This is a genomic window from Megalodesulfovibrio gigas DSM 1382 = ATCC 19364 (assembly GCF_000468495.1).
Lineage (GTDB): Bacteria > Desulfobacterota > Desulfovibrionia > Desulfovibrionales > Desulfovibrionaceae > Megalodesulfovibrio > Megalodesulfovibrio gigas.
Genome location: NC_022444.1, coordinates 2159858 through 2181009, shown reverse-complemented (window position 1 = coordinate 2181009; position 21152 = coordinate 2159858). Strand labels below are relative to the sequence as shown.

22 protein-coding genes and 2 pseudogenes are annotated in these 21152 nt (G+C 47.1%); 15 read left to right on the top strand and 9 right to left on the bottom strand.

From position 1 onward, the window contains the following. Nucleotides 1-1234 precede the first annotated feature (1234 nt). The 3 genes from DGI_RS18415 to DGI_RS09575 all read right to left on the bottom strand — a co-directional run bounded on the left by DGI_RS18415 (nucleotide 1235) and on the right by DGI_RS09575 (nucleotide 4372). Entirely contained in the window at nucleotides 1235-3043 is a 1809-nt protein-coding gene (locus DGI_RS18415; protein ID WP_021760765.1) for an ATP-binding protein, read from the bottom strand. A gap of 360 nt (nucleotides 3044-3403) precedes the next feature. After that, complete coding sequence (locus DGI_RS09580) at nucleotides 3404-3790, bottom strand: DUF6573 family protein (protein ID WP_021760764.1); 387 nt, start codon at nucleotides 3788-3790, stop codon at nucleotides 3404-3406. A gap of 186 nt (nucleotides 3791-3976) precedes the next feature. Beyond that, nucleotides 3977-4372 carry a hypothetical protein gene (locus DGI_RS09575; RefSeq protein ID WP_021760763.1) on the bottom strand — a complete coding sequence of 132 codons (396 nt, stop codon included), beginning with the start codon at nucleotides 4370-4372 and terminating at the stop codon, nucleotides 3977-3979. 919 nt (nucleotides 4373-5291) lie between these two features. Here DGI_RS09575 and DGI_RS18410 point away from each other — a divergent pair. Continuing rightward, entirely contained in the window at nucleotides 5292-5498 is a 207-nt protein-coding gene (locus tag DGI_RS18410; protein ID WP_144284162.1) for a hypothetical protein, read from the top strand. A gap of 365 nt (nucleotides 5499-5863) precedes the next feature. On the opposite strand, the gene DGI_RS09570 is transcribed toward DGI_RS18410, so the two are convergent. The 3 genes and pseudogenes from DGI_RS09570 to DGI_RS17935 all read right to left on the bottom strand — a co-directional run. Next, the gene (locus tag DGI_RS09570) at nucleotides 5864-6280 is read right to left on the bottom strand and encodes a hypothetical protein (RefSeq protein WP_021760760.1); all 417 of its coding nucleotides are present in this window, start codon (nucleotides 6278-6280) and stop codon (nucleotides 5864-5866) included. A 693-nt stretch (nucleotides 6281-6973) separates the two neighbouring features. Continuing rightward, nucleotides 6974-7273 (bottom strand): annotated as a pseudogene (locus tag DGI_RS19240) (flagellin); the annotation flags it as partial. Between the two features lie 624 nt (nucleotides 7274-7897). Next, nucleotides 7898-8455 (bottom strand): annotated as a pseudogene (locus DGI_RS17935) (flagellin N-terminal helical domain-containing protein); the annotation flags it as partial. A gap of 185 nt (nucleotides 8456-8640) precedes the next feature. On the opposite strand from DGI_RS17935, the gene DGI_RS09565 reads away from it, so the two are divergent. Then, nucleotides 8641-8967: a helix-turn-helix domain-containing protein gene (locus DGI_RS09565; protein ID WP_051286213.1), complete on the top strand. Its 327-nt coding sequence runs from the start codon at nucleotides 8641-8643 to the stop codon at nucleotides 8965-8967. 79 nt (nucleotides 8968-9046) lie between these two features. Here DGI_RS09565 and DGI_RS09560 read toward each other — a convergent pair whose 3' ends face one another. After that, nucleotides 9047-9373, bottom strand: coding sequence for a hypothetical protein (locus DGI_RS09560; RefSeq protein ID WP_021760756.1), 327 nt, complete (start codon nucleotides 9371-9373; stop codon nucleotides 9047-9049). A 186-nt stretch (nucleotides 9374-9559) separates the two neighbouring features. Here DGI_RS09560 and DGI_RS09555 point away from each other — a divergent pair, with 186 nt between their 5' ends. The 5 genes from DGI_RS09555 to DGI_RS17925 all read left to right on the top strand — a co-directional run bounded on the left by DGI_RS09555 (nucleotide 9560) and on the right by DGI_RS17925 (nucleotide 15232). Then, on the top strand, nucleotides 9560-10447 hold the full coding sequence (locus tag DGI_RS09555) for a ParB/RepB/Spo0J family partition protein (RefSeq protein ID WP_021760755.1): 888 nt from the start codon (nucleotides 9560-9562) through the stop codon (nucleotides 10445-10447). A 36-nt stretch (nucleotides 10448-10483) separates the two neighbouring features. Next, nucleotides 10484-11923: a DUF6035 family protein gene (locus DGI_RS18405; RefSeq protein ID WP_021760754.1), complete on the top strand. Its 1440-nt coding sequence runs from the start codon at nucleotides 10484-10486 to the stop codon at nucleotides 11921-11923. 417 nt (nucleotides 11924-12340) lie between these two features. Then, on the top strand, nucleotides 12341-12754 hold the full coding sequence (locus DGI_RS18400) for a hypothetical protein (protein WP_021760752.1): 414 nt from the start codon (nucleotides 12341-12343) through the stop codon (nucleotides 12752-12754). Beyond that, nucleotides 12747-14186 (top strand): ImmA/IrrE family metallo-endopeptidase, encoded by a 1440-nt coding sequence (locus DGI_RS17930; protein WP_021760751.1) that lies wholly within the window; start codon nucleotides 12747-12749, stop codon nucleotides 14184-14186. Before DGI_RS18400 ends, DGI_RS17930 begins: the two co-directional genes overlap by 8 nt. Before the next feature lie 311 nt (nucleotides 14187-14497). Then, a complete protein-coding gene (locus DGI_RS17925) occupies nucleotides 14498-15232 on the top strand; it encodes an AbiV family abortive infection protein (RefSeq protein WP_021760749.1) in 735 nt (244 codons plus the stop codon). A gap of 421 nt (nucleotides 15233-15653) precedes the next feature. On the opposite strand, the gene DGI_RS17220 is transcribed toward DGI_RS17925, so the two are convergent. Further along, nucleotides 15654-16184, bottom strand: a complete 531-nt coding sequence (locus DGI_RS17220; RefSeq protein ID WP_051286215.1) for a hypothetical protein — start codon at nucleotides 16182-16184, stop codon at nucleotides 15654-15656. A 31-nt stretch (nucleotides 16185-16215) separates the two neighbouring features. Then, complete coding sequence (locus DGI_RS18770; protein WP_154661655.1) at nucleotides 16216-16377, bottom strand: hypothetical protein; 162 nt, start codon at nucleotides 16375-16377, stop codon at nucleotides 16216-16218. Between the two features lie 397 nt (nucleotides 16378-16774). Between DGI_RS18770 and DGI_RS09540 the strand changes: the two genes are divergently transcribed. The 8 genes from DGI_RS09540 to DGI_RS09505 are packed head-to-tail and all read left to right on the top strand — an operon-like array spanning nucleotide 16775 to nucleotide 21152. Continuing rightward, nucleotides 16775-17275, top strand: a complete 501-nt coding sequence (locus DGI_RS09540; protein WP_051286217.1) for a lytic transglycosylase domain-containing protein — start codon at nucleotides 16775-16777, stop codon at nucleotides 17273-17275. Continuing rightward, the gene (locus DGI_RS09535) at nucleotides 17272-17571 is read left to right on the top strand and encodes a hypothetical protein (RefSeq protein ID WP_027192795.1); all 300 of its coding nucleotides are present in this window, start codon (nucleotides 17272-17274) and stop codon (nucleotides 17569-17571) included. Before DGI_RS09540 ends, DGI_RS09535 begins: the two co-directional genes overlap by 4 nt. After that, nucleotides 17568-17981 carry a hypothetical protein gene (locus tag DGI_RS09530; RefSeq protein ID WP_021760743.1) on the top strand — a complete coding sequence of 138 codons (414 nt, stop codon included), beginning with the start codon at nucleotides 17568-17570 and terminating at the stop codon, nucleotides 17979-17981. Before DGI_RS09535 ends, DGI_RS09530 begins: the two co-directional genes overlap by 4 nt. Beyond that, complete coding sequence (locus DGI_RS09525) at nucleotides 17978-18385, top strand: hypothetical protein (protein ID WP_027192796.1); 408 nt, start codon at nucleotides 17978-17980, stop codon at nucleotides 18383-18385. Before DGI_RS09530 ends, DGI_RS09525 begins: the two co-directional genes overlap by 4 nt. Further along, entirely contained in the window at nucleotides 18382-18810 is a 429-nt protein-coding gene (locus DGI_RS09520; protein ID WP_021760741.1) for a hypothetical protein, read from the top strand. Before DGI_RS09525 ends, DGI_RS09520 begins: the two co-directional genes overlap by 4 nt. Beyond that, nucleotides 18810-19139 (top strand): HNH endonuclease, encoded by a 330-nt coding sequence (locus tag DGI_RS09515; protein ID WP_021760739.1) that lies wholly within the window; start codon nucleotides 18810-18812, stop codon nucleotides 19137-19139. The genes DGI_RS09520 and DGI_RS09515 overlap by 1 nt, the downstream gene beginning before the upstream one ends. Further along, the gene (locus DGI_RS09510) at nucleotides 19139-19561 is read left to right on the top strand and encodes a P27 family phage terminase small subunit (RefSeq protein ID WP_021760737.1); all 423 of its coding nucleotides are present in this window, start codon (nucleotides 19139-19141) and stop codon (nucleotides 19559-19561) included. The genes DGI_RS09515 and DGI_RS09510 overlap by 1 nt, the downstream gene beginning before the upstream one ends. After that, nucleotides 19554-21152 (top strand): terminase large subunit, encoded by a 1599-nt coding sequence (locus DGI_RS09505; protein WP_021760735.1) that lies wholly within the window; start codon nucleotides 19554-19556, stop codon nucleotides 21150-21152. Before DGI_RS09510 ends, DGI_RS09505 begins: the two co-directional genes overlap by 8 nt.

Genomic DNA, 21152 nt, shown 5'->3' with positions numbered 1-21152 from the left:
GCAACACTCACCTTTGCATTTTGTCAAACTATGCTAGAGTAATTTCTTAATTATTGTCACCAGAGCATTTTTGATTATCTCTCTGATGATGTCAGATGAAAACAACAGTTCAAAGAATCCAATCACCATTGTCATTGTTTGAACCTCCTTGATGAAATGAATGACATAAACAAAGCCCGAGGCCGCACATGCATGCAGAATCGGGCTTCATTTGCGATGGCAACTTGAGCTCTTGCCATCACTTTTAATCAAATATCTATCAGTATTGATTGAAAATGCTGCTGCCTTTGGATTCAATGGAGTGAAAACTTTTCCAAAGATATAAAGGTGAAATATTCAGAGTTATTTTAGAAATGAATAAGAAAAATGATGAACGAAAGGGTTGCTTCGCCCCCCCCCAGGGAGGTATTTGGGGATATTTGGGAGATATTAGGGAGATATTTTAAAATATCACCCTGCGATAAACCCTTAAAATTTAATGAAAAATTTCATTTTAGGGAGATAAGGGAGATATTTTTGCAAAAATTGAATTTCAAATTTTATAAATTTTATTAAAATTTAAATTTTAATTTCCATATAAGTGTCATATGCTATCTATTGTATTTACATTGTATTTAATTTTTATNTATTTAATTTATAATTCAAATGTATATTAATATTAATTGTAATCAATGCTTATGATATGCTTATTAGTTACAGTTAATTATATTATCAATCTAACATTGGTATAATATACTTTGAATTGGTTATATTAAATGTTATTATACAATGATAATATGATTATAATATAGTTATTAAGCTTAATAGAAATTTTAAATTGAAGTAGCAGTTACAGGTACTATCAGTGGATCATAATTGATACACATATTATATACAATGATTCGAATGAATATAAATATTAAGTTGAAGTATGAATTGAATATATATTAATGACAATTTATATGAAGGTAAAATTAATATCAATATAAATACTGAAGTCAATGTAAATACATAGATGTAAATAATATTTTCCTTTGGGGAAAAGGAAATCAAAAAATTGAAAATAGTTTTTTGCGAAAATATCTCCCATATCTCCCTAAAATCAAATTTTTTTAATATTTTCAATAATTTATGTGAGGGAGATATTTTTAAATACCTCCCTGGTATCTCCCAAATATCCCCAAATACCTCCCTGGGGGCGTCAAGGACGAGCCTGGAACCAAAAAACGTGCTGGTGCTGTCCGACTTGTCAGACTTAAGCTTTGTTAAATGTTACCACCGAGACGTTTCCAAGTCCTCTATCGATAGAAACGAGCCATCCAAATTCTTCGAAGATGTGTGTCATTGAATTGATCTTCCTACTCATGGAATTTGGAGCGGCGGGGAGCTTTTTCGGATCAATTGAGCAAACCTTCGCGTACGCCATTAAGTCTTCAAAAAAAACTTTCATTGGAACATGGTCGACTTGAACCTGAGAGACATAATCATAAATCAATCCAGGCAAAGGATCATCGGCAACGCTTTCCAATAACGAACCCTGTTGACTCAAGCGAAGTTCTGCCAAGAACCGATCACCAGTGAAACCATTTGCAAGTGCTTCGCTGACAGCATATCCGAATTTTGCAAAGTGAGCCAAGCGAGGCAGATTGTTAATCTTCAAAGTCTTTTCAATTTCGAGCGCCTTTGGTATTATATTGAGCAAGCCGCCTAAGATGTGAGATTTCCGTGAAAGATACCTTGCCGTCAAAGACTCGTCTGTTGCACGTATTTTTATTCTTTCGAAACGGATGATGAGTGATCTATCGATCAGATCAGAAGCAGTAATCGGATTGTTTACAGCAGTCATGATGACAGCGCGTTGAAAAGGGAGCGTTATCATATCACGATTCGAGTACAACTTGCGCTTACTAAGAGAACCGCCAGTGCAAGCCATGCATAATGTGTTAGATTGATCGTCTGACAGATGGTTTCCGACATTGTCAAAGAGTGGAATTGCTTTCGAATGCATCAGTAACGGTAATTCATCAGCCTTTTTAGGAAACATATCGAAGACAACTGATGGATCAAGCAAATCCCGCAACATTTTGGCGCGAGTCGATTTTCCACTCCCCGGTGAGCCGTGTAACATAAGGATCGGCCGCGCCATGTCGGTTCTCATGGCACAGGCAAGCCATGCGAACAATAACGATGATTCTGCGTCGGAAACGCCGAGAAGTTCCGAAAGTTCCAACAATGACCCGCTGGGGTCAGGGTGTTCCAACTCGCGCATGTGGGGATGGCGAACAAAATCGATTTTATGGTCGGACGTTACCGTCCAATCATTTCTGTCGATGATAATGGCTTCGCCGTTTGAATTTGCAAGATCAATCGCAATAATTTTAGCATTGTCATTGTCAAGTACTGCAAACCGATTGAAGACTTTACGTGTACGTCCACTTCTTTTTGCTTCAAATACAAGACACTCAATCACATTATTTACATCACTACGCCTTGGAAGCCGGTTATGGATGTCGAGAAAGCGGCCTTCCAAAATCTGTCGAAGCAAGCTGGACGATGATTCGATGACGTGTGGAACATCATTTACTTTTGAATAAACGTCCCCCAAATCATCAGCAAAGAATTCAATATCCGTCACCAAAGGGATCAATAATTCGTGATCCGAAACATCTTTGGTGGAAGCTTTTCCGTGGGCGGGAGTTTGACTATAGAAGGGAAACGGATTCGTTGTTGAAGGACTCGTCGTTTCAGGTTTTGCGGTGGAATTAGTTGTCTTTGAATTGTAATTTTCGAATGGATTGTTGGATTCGGTTGTTGTGGTTAATGTATTTTTTGTATCAGTGGAAACAACAGGAGGCTGCATTGAGTAGACCGGGGCCTGCGGCATGGGTTTATATTGCAGAGATTGATCGCGGAAGGGATTGTGTTCAACTTTCACATTGCTTAACGGTGTCTCCAACCTTCCATTGAATTTATCAGTCATCGTTTTGTCTTCGTCACTGCCCTCAATGTTTTGAAATTCATCTTCCTGGTGTAAATTGAAAAACTCATGGGATAATAAGCTCATTTAGTGCTCCTATAATAAACACCGGGAGCACCAGCACGTGCTGCTTGATCAGCAGCCGATTCGTACAAGCTGTCTTGATTTTCAAAGATCAATTTTTAAATTATACCATGACCGGAAAAAAGCGCAAGAATTTTTTTAATAAAATTCTCGTTTAATTACAGATGATTGTATCCCTGCGGTGCTGGGACAAATACAGTCTTTGGGGCAAAAATAAATTTTCCTGGGATGTTGGCCAAGGGGGACAGGAAAGCCCATCCCCCAATTTTTCTCCCAGGAGGGCCCCAGTATGGCCCAATGCCAAGGGGAAACCAAGGACCTGGCCCAGGGAATCCCAAGGGACCGGGTTTGGGGCAGCCCTCCTCATTCATCCCCTGGCAGCATGATTGTCACTACGGGTTCGCCTGCATCTCCGGGTCCTATGTGAAGGATGCAGTGCACGGTCTCATGCTCTCCGGGACGCATCAAGAACAGCACCTCGAACGCCACCCGGTCCTTGCCACGAGCCTTTTGGGCGGTCATGATGCTTTGGAAAAAAAGATCGTGGAGTCTGCCTTCGATGCTCTGGCCCTCTCCTTCGAGCCCAGGAGGCGGGATGATGTACTGGTGGAACAGCCGTTCAGTCACGGCCACGGGCACCTTAAAACCGGACTGCCTGGCCTGCGTTGTGACATCGACCAGAACTCCATCTGCGATTGCCTGGGCACGGGTGTAGGTGTAGATCACGTTCCAGGATTCATCGTTCGACATGGGAGCATCCTTTTGATTTAAATATTGAAAACTTCAAAAGGATATCCAAAATCATTTTCAAAGGCACTGGCTTGAAAGCTTGATAGAACTCATGTTTGATATAATTAAAACAAATCATAGATGTAATTAATAAAAAAGAGGGCGATGCGAAAAGCACCGCCCCTTGGAGTAATTCAAGTTGTTTGACTAATTTTTAATTCTAGTCAGAACTATCTTGTCGTCATCAAGTTCAACTTTGAATTCGTCTTTGACCTCGAATTTATCATTTTCGATTTGTTCATTGAGTCTGTTGATAACTGATTTTCCGATCATTATGCTCATGCGATCGTTGATAAAAGGATTTTCTGTTGAGTCGTTTTTCTTCTCTTTCTGTTTTAAAATCAACTTCGGAAGGCCAAGTGCGATTGCCCTGATGTAAATTTTATCGACCACAGAGGAAGAGACATTGAATTGTCCCGAAATTTCAGAATGATAAATTTCGTCATTATCATTCTTGTCTTTGAATTTATCAACAAGTGCATGTGCAAAATTGTTGATCTCCTCCTCAGAAACCTTTCTCTTTTTAGTTCCCTGGTCATTCATAGTCTATCTCCTTCAGGTAGTAAAATTGAATTAAATCTGGCAGTTAATTGCAGTGGTGGTTGTCAGAGTCTTAAGCAAATTCCATCATAGCATTGAAATTCATTTTGTCAAGACCGATAGCGCAACGACCGGCAAGAGATGAAGACATGTTGCCGTTGATACTTCAAAAGCCGACAATTATAAATCTAAATTATAATCATTTGCAATGAGATGGGCATTTAAAGCCTCACAACGATATTAGAGTTCAATGTGCTGCACAGAAGGCGTACTCATAATAAAAAATGCGTTCACGACATAGTTAATTCAACTAAAAAACTGCTGTGTTTTGATATTCCAATCAAAACACCATGAGTAATGTGATTAGATATGATTTGTAATCAATCTTAAGAATTATGATTACATTCTATCTTGTCGTCCATGTTTTCGCCGTTTGAAGTAAAGTTTTTTGTAAGATGTATCCGAAAAATTGCTGTCAAGCATAATCCAATCTCCGCATATTGACGCACAAGATCACCACCAATTGAAGCATCAGTGGCAGACATGACTTTGAACAATTGCTCTATTGGTCGAAAATTGATTATGAGTTCATCTAGTATGTCAATGTTTGCTTTGCTATCATTCGAGTTATTCATTTGATCCTCCAATCAGCATTCAAGTGGATTTTTCTTTTGGGAGGATATCCTGAACGGCAAAGGTGGTCACGAGGGCGAAGTTTAATATCTATCCACTCTTTAAGTTCAATATGCTCACCATACGCATGTCCAGATTATCCCTTATACAATGCCTTCAAGATCGCAAGCATCGAATTTTCATAAAATTTTGTATAAATATATGTCACGTATAGTCTGCAATGCAAACGCGCATGAATTGTATCAGCGTGATGCATTGATTGTATAACAATTTAAATGGAGATATTATAATGCAAATTGATTTCGAAGAAGAAGGATTAAAGTTTTTTGTTGCACGTTGTATTCATGCATTTGTTGCAAAACATAAAATACCTGAAGATGCAACTATACGTGTGATGATGAAACCTGTTGCGATTGGCAATGAAGATTATGACATTGATGATCTGGATGTTACATATAGAATATTTGAACACATTAAAATTGTTATAGAAATGTAAAAAGGAAATTGGGTTGTGATGCTTTGGCGTCACAGCCCCTTTTTTAAGTTCGATTTCTAGCCTATAATTGCGTCTAAGTTGATGGGCGGTTTCATTGTGATTGCTAATTCATCAAGCTCACCCATTCCAGGTTTTTACTTCAATAACATGGATAAGTAGAGAAGAATTCTCGCCCTGTACAAAGATTGCTTTTTGAATTCCATCATTGACGGAAAAAATTTATTTACAGCAATGTCAATGAGAGCTTGTGTGAGACAGGATAGACAAGTAACTGTATGATGACAGCCCCCAGCTTCATGTTGTTAAACCTCTTATAAAAAAAGACAGTGGGAGCCACAGCAGCTTTATTGCCGTGGCTCCCCTTTTTACCTTACATTCGAAATGTCTGAGGGTTCGTATTGGTCGACTTGGCCGGTGCCTATGCCCATCCAGGTCAGGAGAATTTGATTTCGCTCCTCATCGAACTCCATGCGAAATTCGGTGTTCTCGGGGTACTCGATCCCGGAAGCCTTGAGCTTGGAGAGGGAAAGTTTGATCCCTTGTTTCGTCAATCTAGCCCGAGTTGAGCTTCTCTCATACAATCCGGGTAGGGTCATGAGGTTCTGTGATTCGACGGAAAGTCTCATCAGGTGCTGACGCAAGCTCTGCATGGAACTCAAGCCCAGGGCCTGCTTTGCCTCCATGGCGGTGACACCTGCTTCACACAACTGCCGAAGCTTGATCGGATCGTACTTCGACTCCATCACCTGCTTCTTGTTCTCGGGTGATATTTTTTTCGCCATTGTCGATACCTCCAGTGGTGTTTTCCATGGGATATCTTTAGGAAGGACAACAAAGAGTCACGAATTAGAGGAACTTGCCGTTTGAACCCCTTTTGCCAATGGCCTCTGGAACGTGCATAAACCCCTCCTCCTGCCCGTTTTGGCTTATGGGGCAGAGTTGGGCAGGGGTTTGATGAAATTTCGAGCTGGAGGGCGTTTATGTGCGAAATACAGGGCGAGTCGTGACAGCTGCACAAAAAAAGGGAGTGTGGAAATATTCACTCAAGATTTCGGTTGACCGAAATTCATCGATAATTGACCATTGTAATTAAGCTTACCCACGGATGGTCTTTATCTGCATCTGCAATTAAAAAAAGAAAATGGACTCCTTCTGAAGACAACTTGCCTCAGAAGAAGTCCAATTGAATTTATCCGTAATACTTGCTGATTATCCAGAAGAGCAAGAGAATTCCACCAATTTTAAAAAGGTTCATGATTGCTGCACCGTTAGAAAGCTTTGATCCGCAATTGAAACAGGCGGTTGCTTTCAAAAGGTTCTCTTCACCGCACTTGTAGCATTTCTTCGTTTGCATCATACCTCCGATTTTGAGGTTGTTGATTTTAAACCGTCATCTTTCTCATGATTGATGCTTTTAAAGCATATGGATACCTCCCATTTTATGGAAATATCTATTTAAAATTGCTGAATAGTGATTACCCTGTAATTAATTGCAATGCCATTCTGGGCAGACTATTCGCTTGTGCAAGCATAGCTACTGCCGATTGTGTTAGTACCTGGTGTCGCACAAATTCGGTCATCTCTGTTGCAACATCGACGTCGGAGATACGGGATTCTGATGCTTGGAGGTTTTCGGCCTGGATGGAAAGGTTAGAGACAGTATTTTGTAGACGATTTTGCAGTGCGCCGAGGTTTGCACGGATGCCATCCTTTTTTACAATGGCCGCATCAATTTTTCCTAGCATCCTTTGTGCTAATTCTTGACTTGCGATTGATTCGACTTTTACACCTCCAGAAAGAAGAAATGAGTCAGAAATATTATTTTCTAAGACATCCCAAGTTCCTCGAACATCAAACCCTCCACCACCAACAGAAATGATTATAAGGTCTTCTTTGACATTATTTATCTCTAGTTTTTCATATGAACTTGAGACAGGCACATCGTCATCGGTGTGCCCATTGTTGTTTGTATCTGAATCTCCGCTATATCTTATTTCCATGTTGCGATAATTCGAAACTACGTTGGGTCTTGCAAAGTCATAGTTAACAGTCTTTCCATCTATTAAGTTTGAGTCGTCATATTTGGCATTGCTAAAAAATCCGTTATCTTCAATTATGAGGGTTTGATTCACATTTCCTCTTGTAATGTTGTTTGGAGGCGTTGTGAACCAACTTGTTGTCCAAACATAATCATCAAGATTTGTTCCAGCTAAATGCTTCCCGTCTCTTGTGAATACTTGAATGTCGTTGTCATTAATGTAGCTGTTAATTTCAATTGAAACATTCTGAGCTCCAACGGGAATAACACCAACAAGTTCCACTCCACTATTTATAAAGAACCATACTCCTTGGGTTGCAATATCATTGTTAACATAAGGAACATTCAGTGGCTCTGTCGCTAAGCCCAAATTAACTAATCCTGCGTCGGCAATGTTAACGTAATAATAATCTTCAGAACTATTATTACCTGTTCCGAAGTGGATTTTTGCAGCCCCATAAGAAGTCAACGACGTTCCATCATGAGTGCCACTTAGACTACCATCCAAAAGTTTAACCCCATTGAAGTCTGTTGACTTTGAAATCCTTTGAATCTCCAATGCCATTGCTTGAAACTCAGAGTTGATTATCAATCTTTGATCGGAAGTATAGGTTCCTGTTGCTGCTTGTTCTGCCAACTCTTTCATACGGATCAGCTTTTCGTCGATGACCTGCAGTGCTCCGTCTGCCACCTGAATCATTGATATAGCGTCGTTGGCGTTTCGGATTCCTTGGTTTATGGTGGAAATATCGGCGCGCATCATTTCACGGATAGCCAGCCCAGCTGCATCATCTGCCGCTGAATCCACTCGCAACCCCGAGGATAAACGTCGAACGGATGTGCTCAGTGAATCATAATGGGTGCCGAGGTTCCGACTGGCATTCATTGCCATCAGGTTGTGATTGATTACCAGAGACATCGATCTATCCCCGCCTTGCTAGGAAAATAATACCTGCGCCGTTCGTCAGGAACTCTAAAAACTGTTGATATACGAGGTGTCGGCTAGAAAACTCGTATATAGTTTATGTTTATATGCAAAAAATAGTCCATAGATTATGTTGACAGTGCGTTTCATCGTCTATCCTTGCTATTTCAAGGAGAGGCATGATGAACGATTTGCAGACCGCTTTTGGTGATCATTTGAGATTCTTGAGGAAAGCCAAAAATATGACTCAAGAAAAACTGGCGGAGAAGTCGGGCCTTTCCGTTCAATACCTTGGCGATGTTGAACGAGGAAAAGCCAATCCGACTATTGCGATTCTGGAGAAGATTGGTAGTGCTTTGGAGGTTTCTCTTGTTGAATTGTTTGACATTGAGGATTTCCAGGCACATAGCGACGATTTGAGGCAGTTCGTTCAAGAATACGTAATAAGGGCAGACAGTGAATCGATTCGCCGCCTGTACGGCATCATCAGGATAATATCTTCGTGATGGTATCCTGACGTACTTCATAGTAAACGGTCCTTCGGAAGACAAATCGTCAAGCATGCGCTTCCATCCTCATCAGGGCCTACCATTCCGAGCAATTCACTTTCTCTATGGTTCGGGGGTGCTTCAGAAGCATCACGTCAAAGAACACGTGTGATCCATCCCAGCGACACAGATGCCGCAGCTTTGAGCATTTCCAGTACATCATGAAGTCTGCCACGGGCTGATTGTCCCTCTCCTTCCAAGCCAGCAGCAGGTGTGATATAAAGGTGAAAATGATTAGCCGAGATTGCGGCGTGTATTTTGAAGCCGTCTTTTTTGCCTCCTGACTGATCTCGATGAGAACCCTGCCCGCAAGTGCTTGTTTTCGAGTGTAAGAATAGATAAGTTCAAAGTTGTCGAAGCGCATAAGGACTCCGTCTAGGTAAGGGATGTTGAGTCCTGAAGGTATCCTCGGGCTTGATCGTTGGTCACGGAAAAGATGCCAGGGCAGGGCCAGTGCAAGAGACGACATTTCGGTTGACCGAAGTTCTTCTGCAATAGACTAAAATCATACATGCTATTGGTTGACGAATGATATGAAAGGAGGGGGGCAATGGCTGACGAATTTGATGTAAACGCTAAAGTTTCCGACGAAGCAAAATACGTAGACGGAAAGATTTATGACCTTCCCGTTGGGGATATTCTTGAAGATAAGGAGCAGCCCAGGAAGTTTTTCGACAAGCAAGCCCTGGAAGCCCTCAAAGAGTCTATCAAAGCATATGGGCTCATGCAGCCCATCGTTTTTCGTCAAAGAGAGGATGATGGAAAGCTCATTGTTGTAGCTGGAGAGCGGAGGGTCAAGGCCATCAAGAGCATCCTGCGGAAGGCGAAAGAGAACCCTGACGACCCAGAGCTGCAAGTACTGTTTCAGCGTTTCAGAACTATTCCAGGAATGTTTGTTGAGGGAAAGCATCAAGAAATCGCTCTCATTGAGAACGTCCAGCGTGAGAACCTGAATCCGGTTGAATTGGCTGAGGGTTTAGCCAAACTCAGAGAAGAAGGAAAATACGGGCTGGATCACCTTGGAACGATGATTGGCAAATCCATGTCCAGTGTAAGCGAGATATTGTCTATCAATAAGATTCCCGAAGAAATTCTTGATGAGGCTCGAAAGCGCAAAGATGTTTCCCAGTGGGTGTTGGTCGAAGTAGCCAAAGCCAAAGGACCGAAAGCCAAAGCCAAGAAATGGGACCATCTAAAAGACAGTGGCATGACCCAGGCAGCGTACAAGAAGAAAAAGAAGGAAGCTGCCGAGATGGACGAGGAACGAGGGTTTAACTTTGGCAGCAGCGTGAGGGCCGTAAAAACCGCCTCGACTCAGCTCCAGAAATTGAAAGGTCCAGATATAGGCAGCATCCAGCCAGAGCAAAGGGAGGAGCTCCGTACTCAGCTTGAGACGTTGCGAGATGAGTTGGAGCAGGTGCTTGAAGGGTTGAAATAGTCCCGCCGTATTTCTAAACGTAACAAGTCGATCGCTATGGATACTGAATACAAAAGGGTAGCTGGCAATCTCGACAATAGCCAAAACCTCTGCTGTGACAATCCAGAGGTAAAAGAAGTTTTAGATTTAGTTTCTGGCGATGTACTTCTTGCGCAGGAAGCAATTGGTAGTGACGTGAATAGTGCAATGACGTTGCGTAGAGAATTGGCAAGACAACATAAAATTACTGAGGACGATCATTTGCTGATGATTTGTCCTTATTGCCATAAACCTCTGCGCCTGAATTGTCACCGAAATGGAGATCGATTTTATTTCGCACATATTCAACGAGAAAATAATTGCCCCCAACTCGATAAGAAGAACTGGACCAAAGAACGTATTCTTGCCGCCAAATTCAATGGTCAAAAAGAGTCTCTGCCGCACAAGGCGATGAAGGAAGATTTGCGCAAGGTATTGGAATTCGATTCTAGGTTCTCTGGCATCGAAGTTGAAGAAGTAGTCAAGGGTGAAGACCCAAGCACTTGGCGGAAACCAGATGTTCGGGCTTTGTATAATGGAACCCTCCATGTAGTTTTTGAAATTCAATTGTCCACCACATTTCTCGATGTCATATTAGAAAGGAGAGATTTTTATCGTGAAAAAGGTGAATTACTCGTCTGGGTGTTTAATAAGTTTTCTCTTTGCAATGCCCGGATGATGGAGTTAGATACTTTTCACGCTAACAATATGAATGCCATAGTGTTAGATCAGGAAGCTCGAAACTTGTGTGATCAACATCAAAGACTCTGCTTAAAGTGCTTTTGGGTTGAGCCGAAGCTTCAGGATGGCAAGCTTTCTCATTCAGGGCATTCGACAATAATTGACTTTGAGATGTTAAATAAAGACGTCGAGAAGCAGCTATTTTATTGGTTCGATTACAACTCTAAAAGAGCAGCTATTGCTGCGGAGTTGAAAAAGCAAGCGGAAGAAGTTCGTCTTCAAAACCTGAAGGAACAGTTTTTCAAATCTTTCGATCCGGCACTTGATGTAGACGATTTGGCCAAGCATGCAAGTCAATTCTTTCCTGAAATGAACCTATGTGACAATAAGATCAAAGTGAGACTAAAGGGTTACCTGCGGATGATGAATGCTGCTAAAACTGGTGATCCTAGCGCAAATGGAAGTGGCTGGAATTATACAAATTTTAAGAACATATATGACAATGTGTTTATATCACATACACCTCTCTACTTCTTGTTTTGCTGTGCAATGAAAGCATATGGCAGAGATGAGACGAGTGATTCAATAAAGGAACGCAAAGTGGAAGCATGGGGATCAATTTGTTCAGAGGGTAAAAAATCAAAATTCCATCACGATCCAATATACACTACTTTGACAGAAGTGTTGTTTCCTGAAGCTCATGGCATTTACACTGAGATATTTGCCAGGGCATGCCATCAATGTCACACCTCAAGCAAACAAAATGCCGCAGACTAAAAATTTATACTGTAGCGATTAAATGCGTCTTCATGTAATGCGGTAGGCATCGCCGATGGCTCCTTAACGAGGAAAACAGTAACTCGCCGTGTAATAGAAAATGGCAGTGAGGTAGTCACGACAAGGTATAAAGACATTAGTAGTTGACATGAACAAGTTTTAGAAGTTGACTGGATTAAAACTGAATTTTCAGACTGATGAATGGCAGAAGCACCGTGTTCACCTTGAACTGTTACGAGATGAGTGAGCAAGTTCTTGACGTGTTGTGCCAACTTGAATTATTCAATAAAACAAATTCCCTAGACAATCCTCGCAAACTAAGGTGGTTACACGAATTCTGGGATGAGTGCTAGTCTCCTCTCCGTATGCAAATTAGACAAAGTCAACTGCTTGTGTTAACAATAGTGGAATCTGTGAATGATACGCGATATAGAACTGAAGAATGATGGATCCCGAGAGTACGACCCTACGCCAGGACGTCCGAAGCATCGTTGGAAAAAGAATTATGCTGGGTTTCAATCTAGTGGAGGACACTTGATAGGCAAATGCCCTCAGGATTTAAAACTTAGTGAGGCGACTGAACTGTTAAAAGATGCAATCCCAGATTGCGCTTCTCCATTTGACACAACGCAATATCCAAAAAATTTTTACAATGTTTATCGTGGTGTTGTATACCGTGCGGTCGGTGGGGAATTCAGCAACTGCTACCATGGATTCCCTTGTAACAAAACAAACGACATTGACTCAAGTATCATTGCGCAATTGAAAGAACGAGCCAAAAAAAGTGGGCATGCTAGAGAATTTAAAAAATGGATGAAGATGTATGGCTAGATTCAACATTGAGAATAAAGTCTCAATTGAAATGAGCAGACTAACCAGTAGCCGACATAAACGATTCGGCTATGGTGAAATCCTTTTATCCATTGACAACACACCTGTATGGTCTTCTGGTCATGAACCGAATACTGTACCCTTAAAGTGGAATTGGCTTGGCTTACTGTCTTTTTTAGCTAGCAACTGGTCATGGATTTTTACAGAGCAAAATATTCCTTTTGCAGTGCCTCCAGAATCTATTCCTACATACTGGAATGGTGAATTTCAGAAAATTAGAAACCTTATTTTTTCTAAAGACCACTCCACGCCTGAAAAGGAATCTAATCTTAAATCTTTTTTTCTACGACATGATCTCTCTGAATCTGTTCCTGGGATAGAGATTCCTTCGGTATTTATTCTTCGGACAGGAAAAAATTTAATTTTTTCAGCCGAGCAAAGACAAACTATTGTGGATTTGCATAAAGCGTATAGCTTTTTTGAGAATGTTGGTAATGAAATTGTTTCATGGATCAAAGATATTAACGATAGAAATATCAAGTCAATTCTTAACGCATGGAAAAATAAAGACGATAACTCAAGAAAAATTATCAATGACAAACTGTACTTGATTGCAAGCATGAATCAATATGACTTTAATTATCTTTCTAATTCAAATCAAGATTATTGGGAACTGGAGTGGGTAGATCACATCCTCATTGAAAGTGAAATTTTTGCTGCTGCAAGATTAAGCAGTGGATATGTAACATTAGAGCAGCAACGAAATATTTTAAATTTAATCAAATCATCTGGGCATATAGATAGTAAATTGCTAGAAGCAGCAACAACTGAGATAGGTTGGATCCATTGGGGGAGAGCCCCGTATCGGCAGGGTTATACTATTGCAGCAAAATTGCGCGAGTATTTAAAAGTAACTCATGACACTCCTGTTAACCCTGACGACTTACTGAAATCATGGAATATTCCAATTCATGAACATGTCTTTGGAGGAACATCTCTTGAAGCTGTAGCCTGTTGGGGGAAAAAACATGGTCCTATTATTATTTTAAATACAGCAGAAGGAAACAAATGCTCACATTCACATGGGAGATTATTCACCTTAGCTCATGAAATCTGCCACCTCTTAGTTGACAGGAACAGTACTTTAGATGTCTGTGAAGTTTTAGGAGGTGCTACGCCAAAATTCTTTGAAAAAAGGGCTAATGCATTTGCTGCTGAGTTGTTATTCCCTCAAACATTGGCAATGCGCTTAGTAAGAGACTCGGAAGAACAAATTGGTACTTTAGTAGGCGGCTGGAGTAATGAATACAATGTAACTAAGGAGAATATCTCTTGGCAAATTTTAAACAACGAATCAACAAGAACACTTTTGGAATCTGATGAAGCCACTTATTTGAAACAATTAACCTCCATGCCAGAAGAGAATGACTGACGTTTCATGTAGCAGCAATCAATAACTTTACACCCTTATCTCCATCATTAGTATGGTTGTGTAAGTGCCTAATTGCTGCTGCGGTTCTCAGGTCGCATCGTTACACCAACTTTGGCCAACCATTCGACGAAACGGGAGCTTTTAACACCTATCTATTACCCTTCGCTAAACATACCCAGCTCGTGAGATAATTCTATGACTTTTCAATGGTTAGAAGCTGGTTGTCTGCAAGAGTATTCAGGTCGAGTATCGTCATGTGCGACTGAATTGCCAGCTTAATCTTATTGCTCAATGTCGTTGGGATTTCGATTATGCCTGATAAAAATAATAAAACAGTCACCGATTTAAGCTTAAGTCCGTATCGTGGAGAGCTATCGCCAGAAGATGTAGCAAAAGGAATGGAATGCGTAATTGACAATGCGAAAAGACTAGCTAATGACGCACGGATATTATTTGATGCAGGAAGATATCCATCTTCATGCGCTTTGGCAATCCTTTCGATAGAAGAGATAGGAAAGTTATCAATACTACGCCGCATAGCTTTAGGCGGAGACGATGACTCAATAAAGGCCATATGGAGAGAATTTTCGTCCCATACAGATAAGAATTTTATGTGGATGTTTTTGACAATGGCCTTGTCTGGAGCTAGAAAGCTTGCCGATTTCAGAAAGCTGTTCAATAGATCAAACGCAAAGCTCCTGAATAATATAAAATCAATGAGTCTTTATTCTGGATGTTACGGAAGAAAACATTGGTCCAATCCACATGAGGTGGTGGATAAAGAGCTAGCCATCTTTTTACTTAAAACTGCTGAGTTACTGTCAACTTCGAATAAAAGGTGCCCATCCGTTAGAGAAGTCCAGTTGTGGATAGAATATATGCAGCCAGTCTGGAATACTGACTATGAATCCCAAACAAATGCTTTGGCAAAATGGCACCAGGCTCTTACAGAAGAAGGTCTAGCCGAAGATGGAAAATATAAAATGGATGACTTTGTTAAGAATGGCGTAGTTACGCCATTTGGTAAGGATTTAAGTGAATTTTAACGAGTAAGTATATCAAAACAGCACGCCACCCCGGTCAACCTCCTGGTGAACCGGAAGCCTCTATCACCTATTTAACACCTCCGGTGAACTGTTGACAGTCAAAACAAAAAGTTAATAATTTCAATGGATACAACCAAGTTTTCTGGAATGGGGTTCAGGGGGTCGAAGGTTCAAATCCTTTCATCCCGACCAGAAATTTCAAGGGCTTGCGGTGAAAATCGCAAGCCCTTGGGTTTTTGGTAGGCTGTTTTGAAAAAAATCACTGTTTGCCAGCGTTTGCTTTTATCACCCCCCGCAGGCGTCGCCTGGTTCTTTTCGGGATGGCAGGTACGCCGGGGAGGGGCAACAAAACCCCGCCCCACGGAAAGGTGAGGCGGGGCGGGTTGACGGCCATGGGTGGCAAGGAAAACAGCGAGACGGTTTACGGCTCGAAGTTGATCAGGTCAAAGTACATGGGCACATATTTTGAGGTCTTGCTTTCCCACGGCAGCTCTTCAAACTGATTCCGCCGATAGAACCCCGTGACATCAATCTTGTTCTTCTTGTCCCGCCGTGCATCCACGGTGATGTACCGGCAGCCGGTTCTGTTTTCCGTTGTCAGTAACCACTTGAGCATGAACAAAAACAGGGAGCCAAGGTTGTTGCGCTGGTAGTCAACGTGAATGCCAAAGCGACCAATTTTAACGGCAGGGAAAGCCCGATAAGGATACTGGACGCAGATGTCTGGCAGGCTGTCGTCGCCATTGATGCGAATGGCGTCGTTCTGCAGCGTGGCAAAGCCCAGTGGGATTCCGGCCAATTCCGGATCAACCACTGATTCCAACTGATAGGTGACCGCCACCTTGTCTTTGAAGTGCCTCTCCGCATCATGCCTGATGAATTCGTCCAGGTCGCGGTCCTTGTCTTCTGGACGCAAACAGGAAAACCCCGTGAAGACCGAGAAGTCCTCCACGGGGTTTATGCGAAAACCGTTGTATTCCAGGCTATTTCTGGGCACGCGCAGCAGCGATCTTACGCACGGCTTCGTGCATTTTCTGGGTGTTGAACGTCGGCGGGGTGTACGGCTTGGGGTTCATCGCGGCCGTGATGAATTCTGCAGCACCCTTCCCCGTCAGCGCCGGGGTCGCTTCAATGGGCCTTGCCATCTCGCCTCCTCTGCGGGTAGTGGGTTGAATTGAGTTATCTTGCAAAGTGAACTTTTCTTGCCAGTAAGCAAGCAAGGCCATGCTGTCAAATTAATTCTACACAACCAGGCTCATCAAGGCGGAATAGTTTCTCCAGACATTCTGTCCGATCTCAAACCAACAACCCACCCCAGCCTCCGCCGCAAGTCCCCTGGCCCTACTGCGCCAGCCCCTTCGCCTTCACCAAGTGCTCCTTGTAATTGGTTGCAAGCTGGTCTTTTTGATACAAAACGGTTTTTTTGGGTACGAAATAGATCGTTTTAGACTCTTTCATCTTTCCCAATATCGCATATGAATCTTTTTGTGGGGCGAATGCGTATCGAAATCGAATAGCACGTCGCTCCGCAAGGAGAGCGCTATGTCTGGTGATGCGATTCTGGCGATTCTGGACGCGGCTGCCGGGGAATTTGGGCTGCCGTCCAACGTGGTCGTGGCCGTGGCCAAGGTGGAATCGGGCCTCAACTCCTACGCCATTCGGTTTGAGCCCCAGTATCGCTGGCTGGTGGATGCGCGGGACCTTCGCCCGTTGTCCACCCCAGGCGCCAGCCCCCCACAATCCTTTCCCTCCCTGCGTGGTTGCAGCGGCCTGACGGAGTGGGCCGCGCAAAAGACGTCCTGGGGACTCATGCAGGTCATGGGCGCCGTGGCCCGGGAGCGCGGGTTTCAGGGCGTGTTCCTTTCCGAACTGTGCGTCCCCGCGGTGGGCGCGCACTATGGCTGCAAGCATTTGCGCCATCTTCATGCCCGATTCTTCGACCGCCATGGCTGGGCCGGGGTGCTGGCCGCCTACAACGCGGGCAGCCCGACGGCGGACGCCGGCCGGGCCTATGCCCGCAAAGTGCAGGAGCGCATGCAATGAAAGGCGACACCGAACCCGGCGCCGGGCCGGTCGGAACGCCCATGTCCTTGTTCGCTCACATTCTCGGCCAGGTCCTTGCCGACGCGGACGGCGGGCTGTCCACCATGCGCGTGGTGGCCTTGGTTTCCTCTTTGGCGTCAGTGGGAGTGGTGTTCGGCGTGTGGGCGGCCCACGTGCTGACCACGGGCGAGTACCAGGACCCGTCAGTGCTCCTGGGCATCACCCTGGGCGCCAGCGTTGGCGGCAAGGTGGCGCAGCGGCGGTTTGAACAGCCCCCTCGCGAGGAGCAGCAATGATTTCCCTGACCTCGATCCTTCCCCTGCAGGCCCGTCTGGTGGTGCTGGTAATTTTGATTGCCGGCGCGGCTTTTGGTGGGTGGGAGGCCCGGCGCATGTTCGACGAGCCGACCATCATCGGCCTGGAAGCGAAGGCAGCCAGGGCGGCCAGCGTGGAGGCCCTGCGCACACTGGACCGGCTGCGCATGGCCAACGCCACGGCGGCCGTGCAGGGGCAGTTGGCCGCCTGTCTGGGCAGGACGGCGCAGATTCCCCGGCTGCTGGACCGCATCGCCTCGGCCCGGAAGAAGCCGGCAGTCGGCAGCGCCGCGCCGGTGGCTGCCGTGCCGGCCACTGAGGATCCTGGATTCGATCATCAGGTCATCATCGAGCTGCTGAATGAAGGGGCACAGGGGAAGGTGGACCAGTGAAACGCCTGTTCATGCTTGCCTTGCTGTGCTCCCTGACCGCTTGCGCCCCCAAGACGCCGAAGGTGCCGGCGGAGCCCATCGACGTCATCCAGCAGTTCACCCTTTGCGGCCGGCCCGTGCCGCCGGTTTACACGCCATGGACCCTGGACGTGCCCGAGGTGTTCCGCGGCTGGGAGCTTTGCGCTCCGGTCAATATCGAGGCCACGGCCCGCAACTGGAGTCTGGCCCAGGTGTACATCGGCCTGCTGGAAGACGCCCTGGACTGCTACAAGCGCCAGGCCTCGGCGTGGCCTTCGGCCCTGGAGGATGTGGTTGATGGACGCAACGCAACTGGTGGCCGAAGCGCGGAAGGCCTGGGCGCAGGCGCGAACCCGGCGCAGACACGCGAGGAGGCAGGGCGGTGAACGACGGGCACGAACAGACCCCGAAGCGCGTCTTTGCGGAGCCGGAGGCCTCGACCTTCACCGAGACCCAGCGGCGCGAACTCCAGGCGATCATCCAGAAAGCCACGGCTGAGGCCATGGCGGAGGCCCTGAGCCCCTTCACCAGCGAGTTGCGCGACGCCTGCCGGCCTCGCTGCATCCTGAACGAGGAGCAGCAAAAGGAAATCGGTCATCTTTTCGGCGTCTTCCGGGATGTGGGCGGCCGCGACGTGCCGGACGGTATCGAGCGTTTGCGCGGCGTCATGGCCTGGTATGCGCGGGTGGACGCCCTGGCCTCCCATCTGAGCAAGGGGCTGATCCTGTTCATTTTGATCGGTCTGATCGGCACCCTCGGCACCGTGGTGACGTTGGGGTTGCGGCAGTGGCTGCTGGGCGGGGGCAAGTGATGGCCAGCTGGCCCTACAATACGTCCCTCTGGCAGGGCCTGCGCGAGCGGGTGCTGCGCGAGGAGCCGCTGTGCCGGTTCTGTGCGCGGGCCGGTGAGGTCGTGTGCGCCACGGTAGTGGACCACATCACGCCCATTGCCGATGGCGGTGCGCCCTTCAACCGCGCCAACCTGCAGCCCCTGTGCGCCTCCTGCCACAGCCGCCACAAGCAGCGCCAGGACAACGGCGGGCTCCTGTCCGGTTGCGACGCCACGGGCTGGCCCCTGGATCCCCTGCATCCATGGAATCAAGGGGGGAACCAGGGGGGGAATCAGGAGGGCGCGCAATAATGGGCGCGCGCGGACCCAAGCCCCAGGGCCAGTATCTGCACGCCGTAGAGGTGGGCAAGCGAGTCAAAGAGCCGCCTGCGCCTCCTTCGGGGATGTCCGTCCAGGCGCGCAAGCTCTTCGTGCAGATCGTGGCGGAGCACTCCCCCGGCGTGTTTGACACCGAGGCCGTGTGCCTGCTGCGCCAGTTTTGCGAGGCCGAAGTCCGGGCCGTGAAGGCGGACAAGGCCCTGCGCAAGGAAGGCGAAGTGGTGCTGGTGCTGACGGAATACGGGGAGGTCCGCCGCAAGAACCCCTGGCTTGCCGTCTGGAAGGAATCCAATGCGCTGCTGACCTCCCTTTCCACCAAGCTGCGCAAAAAGGGCGTGACCATCGACCAGGACGCCGACACGGCCCGGCCCAAGAGGAAGCTCTACGGTGGCTAGCCCCTTCCGCCATAGCCTCCGCGCCGCAGCGGTTATTGAATTTCTGGAGACCCTGCGCCTGCCCGACGGCACCGGGGCCGGCCAGCCCTTTGTGCTGCGCGACTGGCAGAAGGACATCATCTATGAGGTCTACGGCCCCGTCTGCGCCCACACGGGCCTGCGGACCGTCCGCGAGGCGCTGCTGTCCATCCCGCGAAAGAATGGCAAGACCGCGCTGGTGGCCGGCCTGTGCCTGGTGCATCTCTGCGGCCCCGAGGCCATCCGCAATGGCCAGCTCTATTCCCTGTCCGTGGACCGGGACCAGGCCGGCATCCTGTTCAACTACGCCTGCGCCATGGTCTACATGGACGATGAGTTGCAGGCCCGTCTGAACGTCATCGAGTCCCGCAAGCAGATCATCGACCCGGTGTCCGGCTCCCGCTATTCGGTGCTTTCGGGCGAGAAGAAGGGCAAGATGGGCAAGAGCTCGTCGGTCATCTTCTTTGACGAGCTGGCCGAATTCGGCAGCGACCGCGCCCTGTACGACGCCCTCATGACCTCCCGCGGCGCCCATGCTGAGCCCCTGGTATGGGTGTTTTCCACCCAGGCCCCCGACGACCAGGCGCTGCTCTCCCAGCTCATCGACTACGGCGAGCAGGTCCGGGCCGGGGAGGTCCAGGACCCCACCTTCAAGTCCTTCGTGTTCGCCGCGCCCGAAGACGCGGACCCCTGGGACGAGGCCACCTGGCACGCCTGCAACCCGGCCCTGGGTGACTTCTGCTCCCTGCCCACCATGCGCGAAACCGCGGCCAAGGCCCAGCGCATGGCCAGCGCCGAGGCGGCTTTTCGCAACCTGCACCTGAACCAGCGGGTGGACGCCGCGGCCCATTTCATCACCCCCGGCGTCTGGAAGGCCAACGGCGCCGAGCCCGACATGGACGTGTTCGAGGACGCCGAGGTCTTCGCCGGCCTGGACCTCTCGGGCAAGAACGACCTGACAGCCCTGGTGCTCACGGCCTGCGACGCCGGCGGCACCTACCACGTGCTGCCCTTTTTCTGGACCCCCGGCGACGGCCTGCGGGAGCGCGGGGAGCGGGACCACATCCCCTACGTGCTCTGGCGGGATCAGGGCCACCTGGAAGCCAAGCCGGGCAAGACCATCGACTATGAATGGGTGGCCCGCAAAATTGCCGAGCTGCACGCGGCCTTCCGCTTCGCCTCCCTCAAGTTCGACCGCTACCGCATTTATGACCTGCTGCGGGAGCTGGACAAGCTCGGGGTGGACGCCTGGATTGACGGCGAAGAAGACGAGCTCCCCGACGGCATCCGGCTGGTGAAGCATGGCCAGGGCTTCAAGGACTTCACGCCGGCCGTGGAGACCGTGGAAGACCTGGTGGTGGAGGGCCGCCTGCGCCACGGCAACCACCCGGTGCTCTCCTGGTGCGCCGCCAACACGCGCATCCAGACCGACCCGGCCGGCAACCGCAAGTTCGACAAGCAGAAAAGCACGGGCCGCATCGACGGCCTGGTGGCCCTGGCCATGGCTTTGAACGGGGCCGTGGTGGGGGTGACGCCGCAGGAACAGTTTAACCCTGTCGCCGTGTGGGCCTGA

What these genes read in the sequence shown, in the direction of transcription:
- DGI_RS18405 (WP_021760754.1), top strand. Translation starts at nt 10,484, where the DNA reads ATGGATACTGAATACAAAAGGGTAGCTGGCAATCTCGACAATAGCCAA.
- DGI_RS09555 (WP_021760755.1), top strand. Translation starts at nt 9,560, where the DNA reads ATGGCTGACGAATTTGATGTAAACGCTAAAGTTTCCGACGAAGCAAAA.
- DGI_RS09580 (WP_021760764.1), bottom strand. Translation starts at nt 3,790, where the DNA reads ATGTCGAACGATGAATCCTGGAACGTGATCTACACCTACACCCGTGCC.
- DGI_RS09535 (WP_027192795.1), top strand. Translation starts at nt 17,272, where the DNA reads ATGAAAGGCGACACCGAACCCGGCGCCGGGCCGGTCGGAACGCCCATG.
- DGI_RS09540 (WP_051286217.1), top strand. Translation starts at nt 16,775, where the DNA reads ATGTCTGGTGATGCGATTCTGGCGATTCTGGACGCGGCTGCCGGGGAA.
- DGI_RS17925 (WP_021760749.1), top strand. Translation starts at nt 14,498, where the DNA reads ATGCCTGATAAAAATAATAAAACAGTCACCGATTTAAGCTTAAGTCCG.
- DGI_RS18770 (WP_154661655.1), bottom strand. Translation starts at nt 16,377, where the DNA reads ATGGCAAGGCCCATTGAAGCGACCCCGGCGCTGACGGGGAAGGGTGCT.
- DGI_RS09565 (WP_051286213.1), top strand. Translation starts at nt 8,641, where the DNA reads ATGATGAACGATTTGCAGACCGCTTTTGGTGATCATTTGAGATTCTTG.
- DGI_RS18410 (WP_144284162.1), top strand. Translation starts at nt 5,292, where the DNA reads ATGCAAATTGATTTCGAAGAAGAAGGATTAAAGTTTTTTGTTGCACGT.
- DGI_RS18415 (WP_021760765.1), bottom strand. Translation starts at nt 3,043, where the DNA reads ATGAGCTTATTATCCCATGAGTTTTTCAATTTACACCAGGAAGATGAA.
- DGI_RS09575 (WP_021760763.1), bottom strand. Translation starts at nt 4,372, where the DNA reads ATGAATGACCAGGGAACTAAAAAGAGAAAGGTTTCTGAGGAGGAGATC.
- DGI_RS09560 (WP_021760756.1), bottom strand. Translation starts at nt 9,373, where the DNA reads ATGCGCTTCGACAACTTTGAACTTATCTATTCTTACACTCGAAAACAA.
- DGI_RS17930 (WP_021760751.1), top strand. Translation starts at nt 12,747, where the DNA reads ATGGCTAGATTCAACATTGAGAATAAAGTCTCAATTGAAATGAGCAGA.
- DGI_RS09515 (WP_021760739.1), top strand. Translation starts at nt 18,810, where the DNA reads ATGGCCAGCTGGCCCTACAATACGTCCCTCTGGCAGGGCCTGCGCGAG.
- DGI_RS18400 (WP_021760752.1), top strand. Translation starts at nt 12,341, where the DNA reads ATGATACGCGATATAGAACTGAAGAATGATGGATCCCGAGAGTACGAC.
- DGI_RS09570 (WP_021760760.1), bottom strand. Translation starts at nt 6,280, where the DNA reads ATGGCGAAAAAAATATCACCCGAGAACAAGAAGCAGGTGATGGAGTCG.
- DGI_RS09510 (WP_021760737.1), top strand. Translation starts at nt 19,139, where the DNA reads ATGGGCGCGCGCGGACCCAAGCCCCAGGGCCAGTATCTGCACGCCGTA.
- DGI_RS09530 (WP_021760743.1), top strand. Translation starts at nt 17,568, where the DNA reads ATGATTTCCCTGACCTCGATCCTTCCCCTGCAGGCCCGTCTGGTGGTG.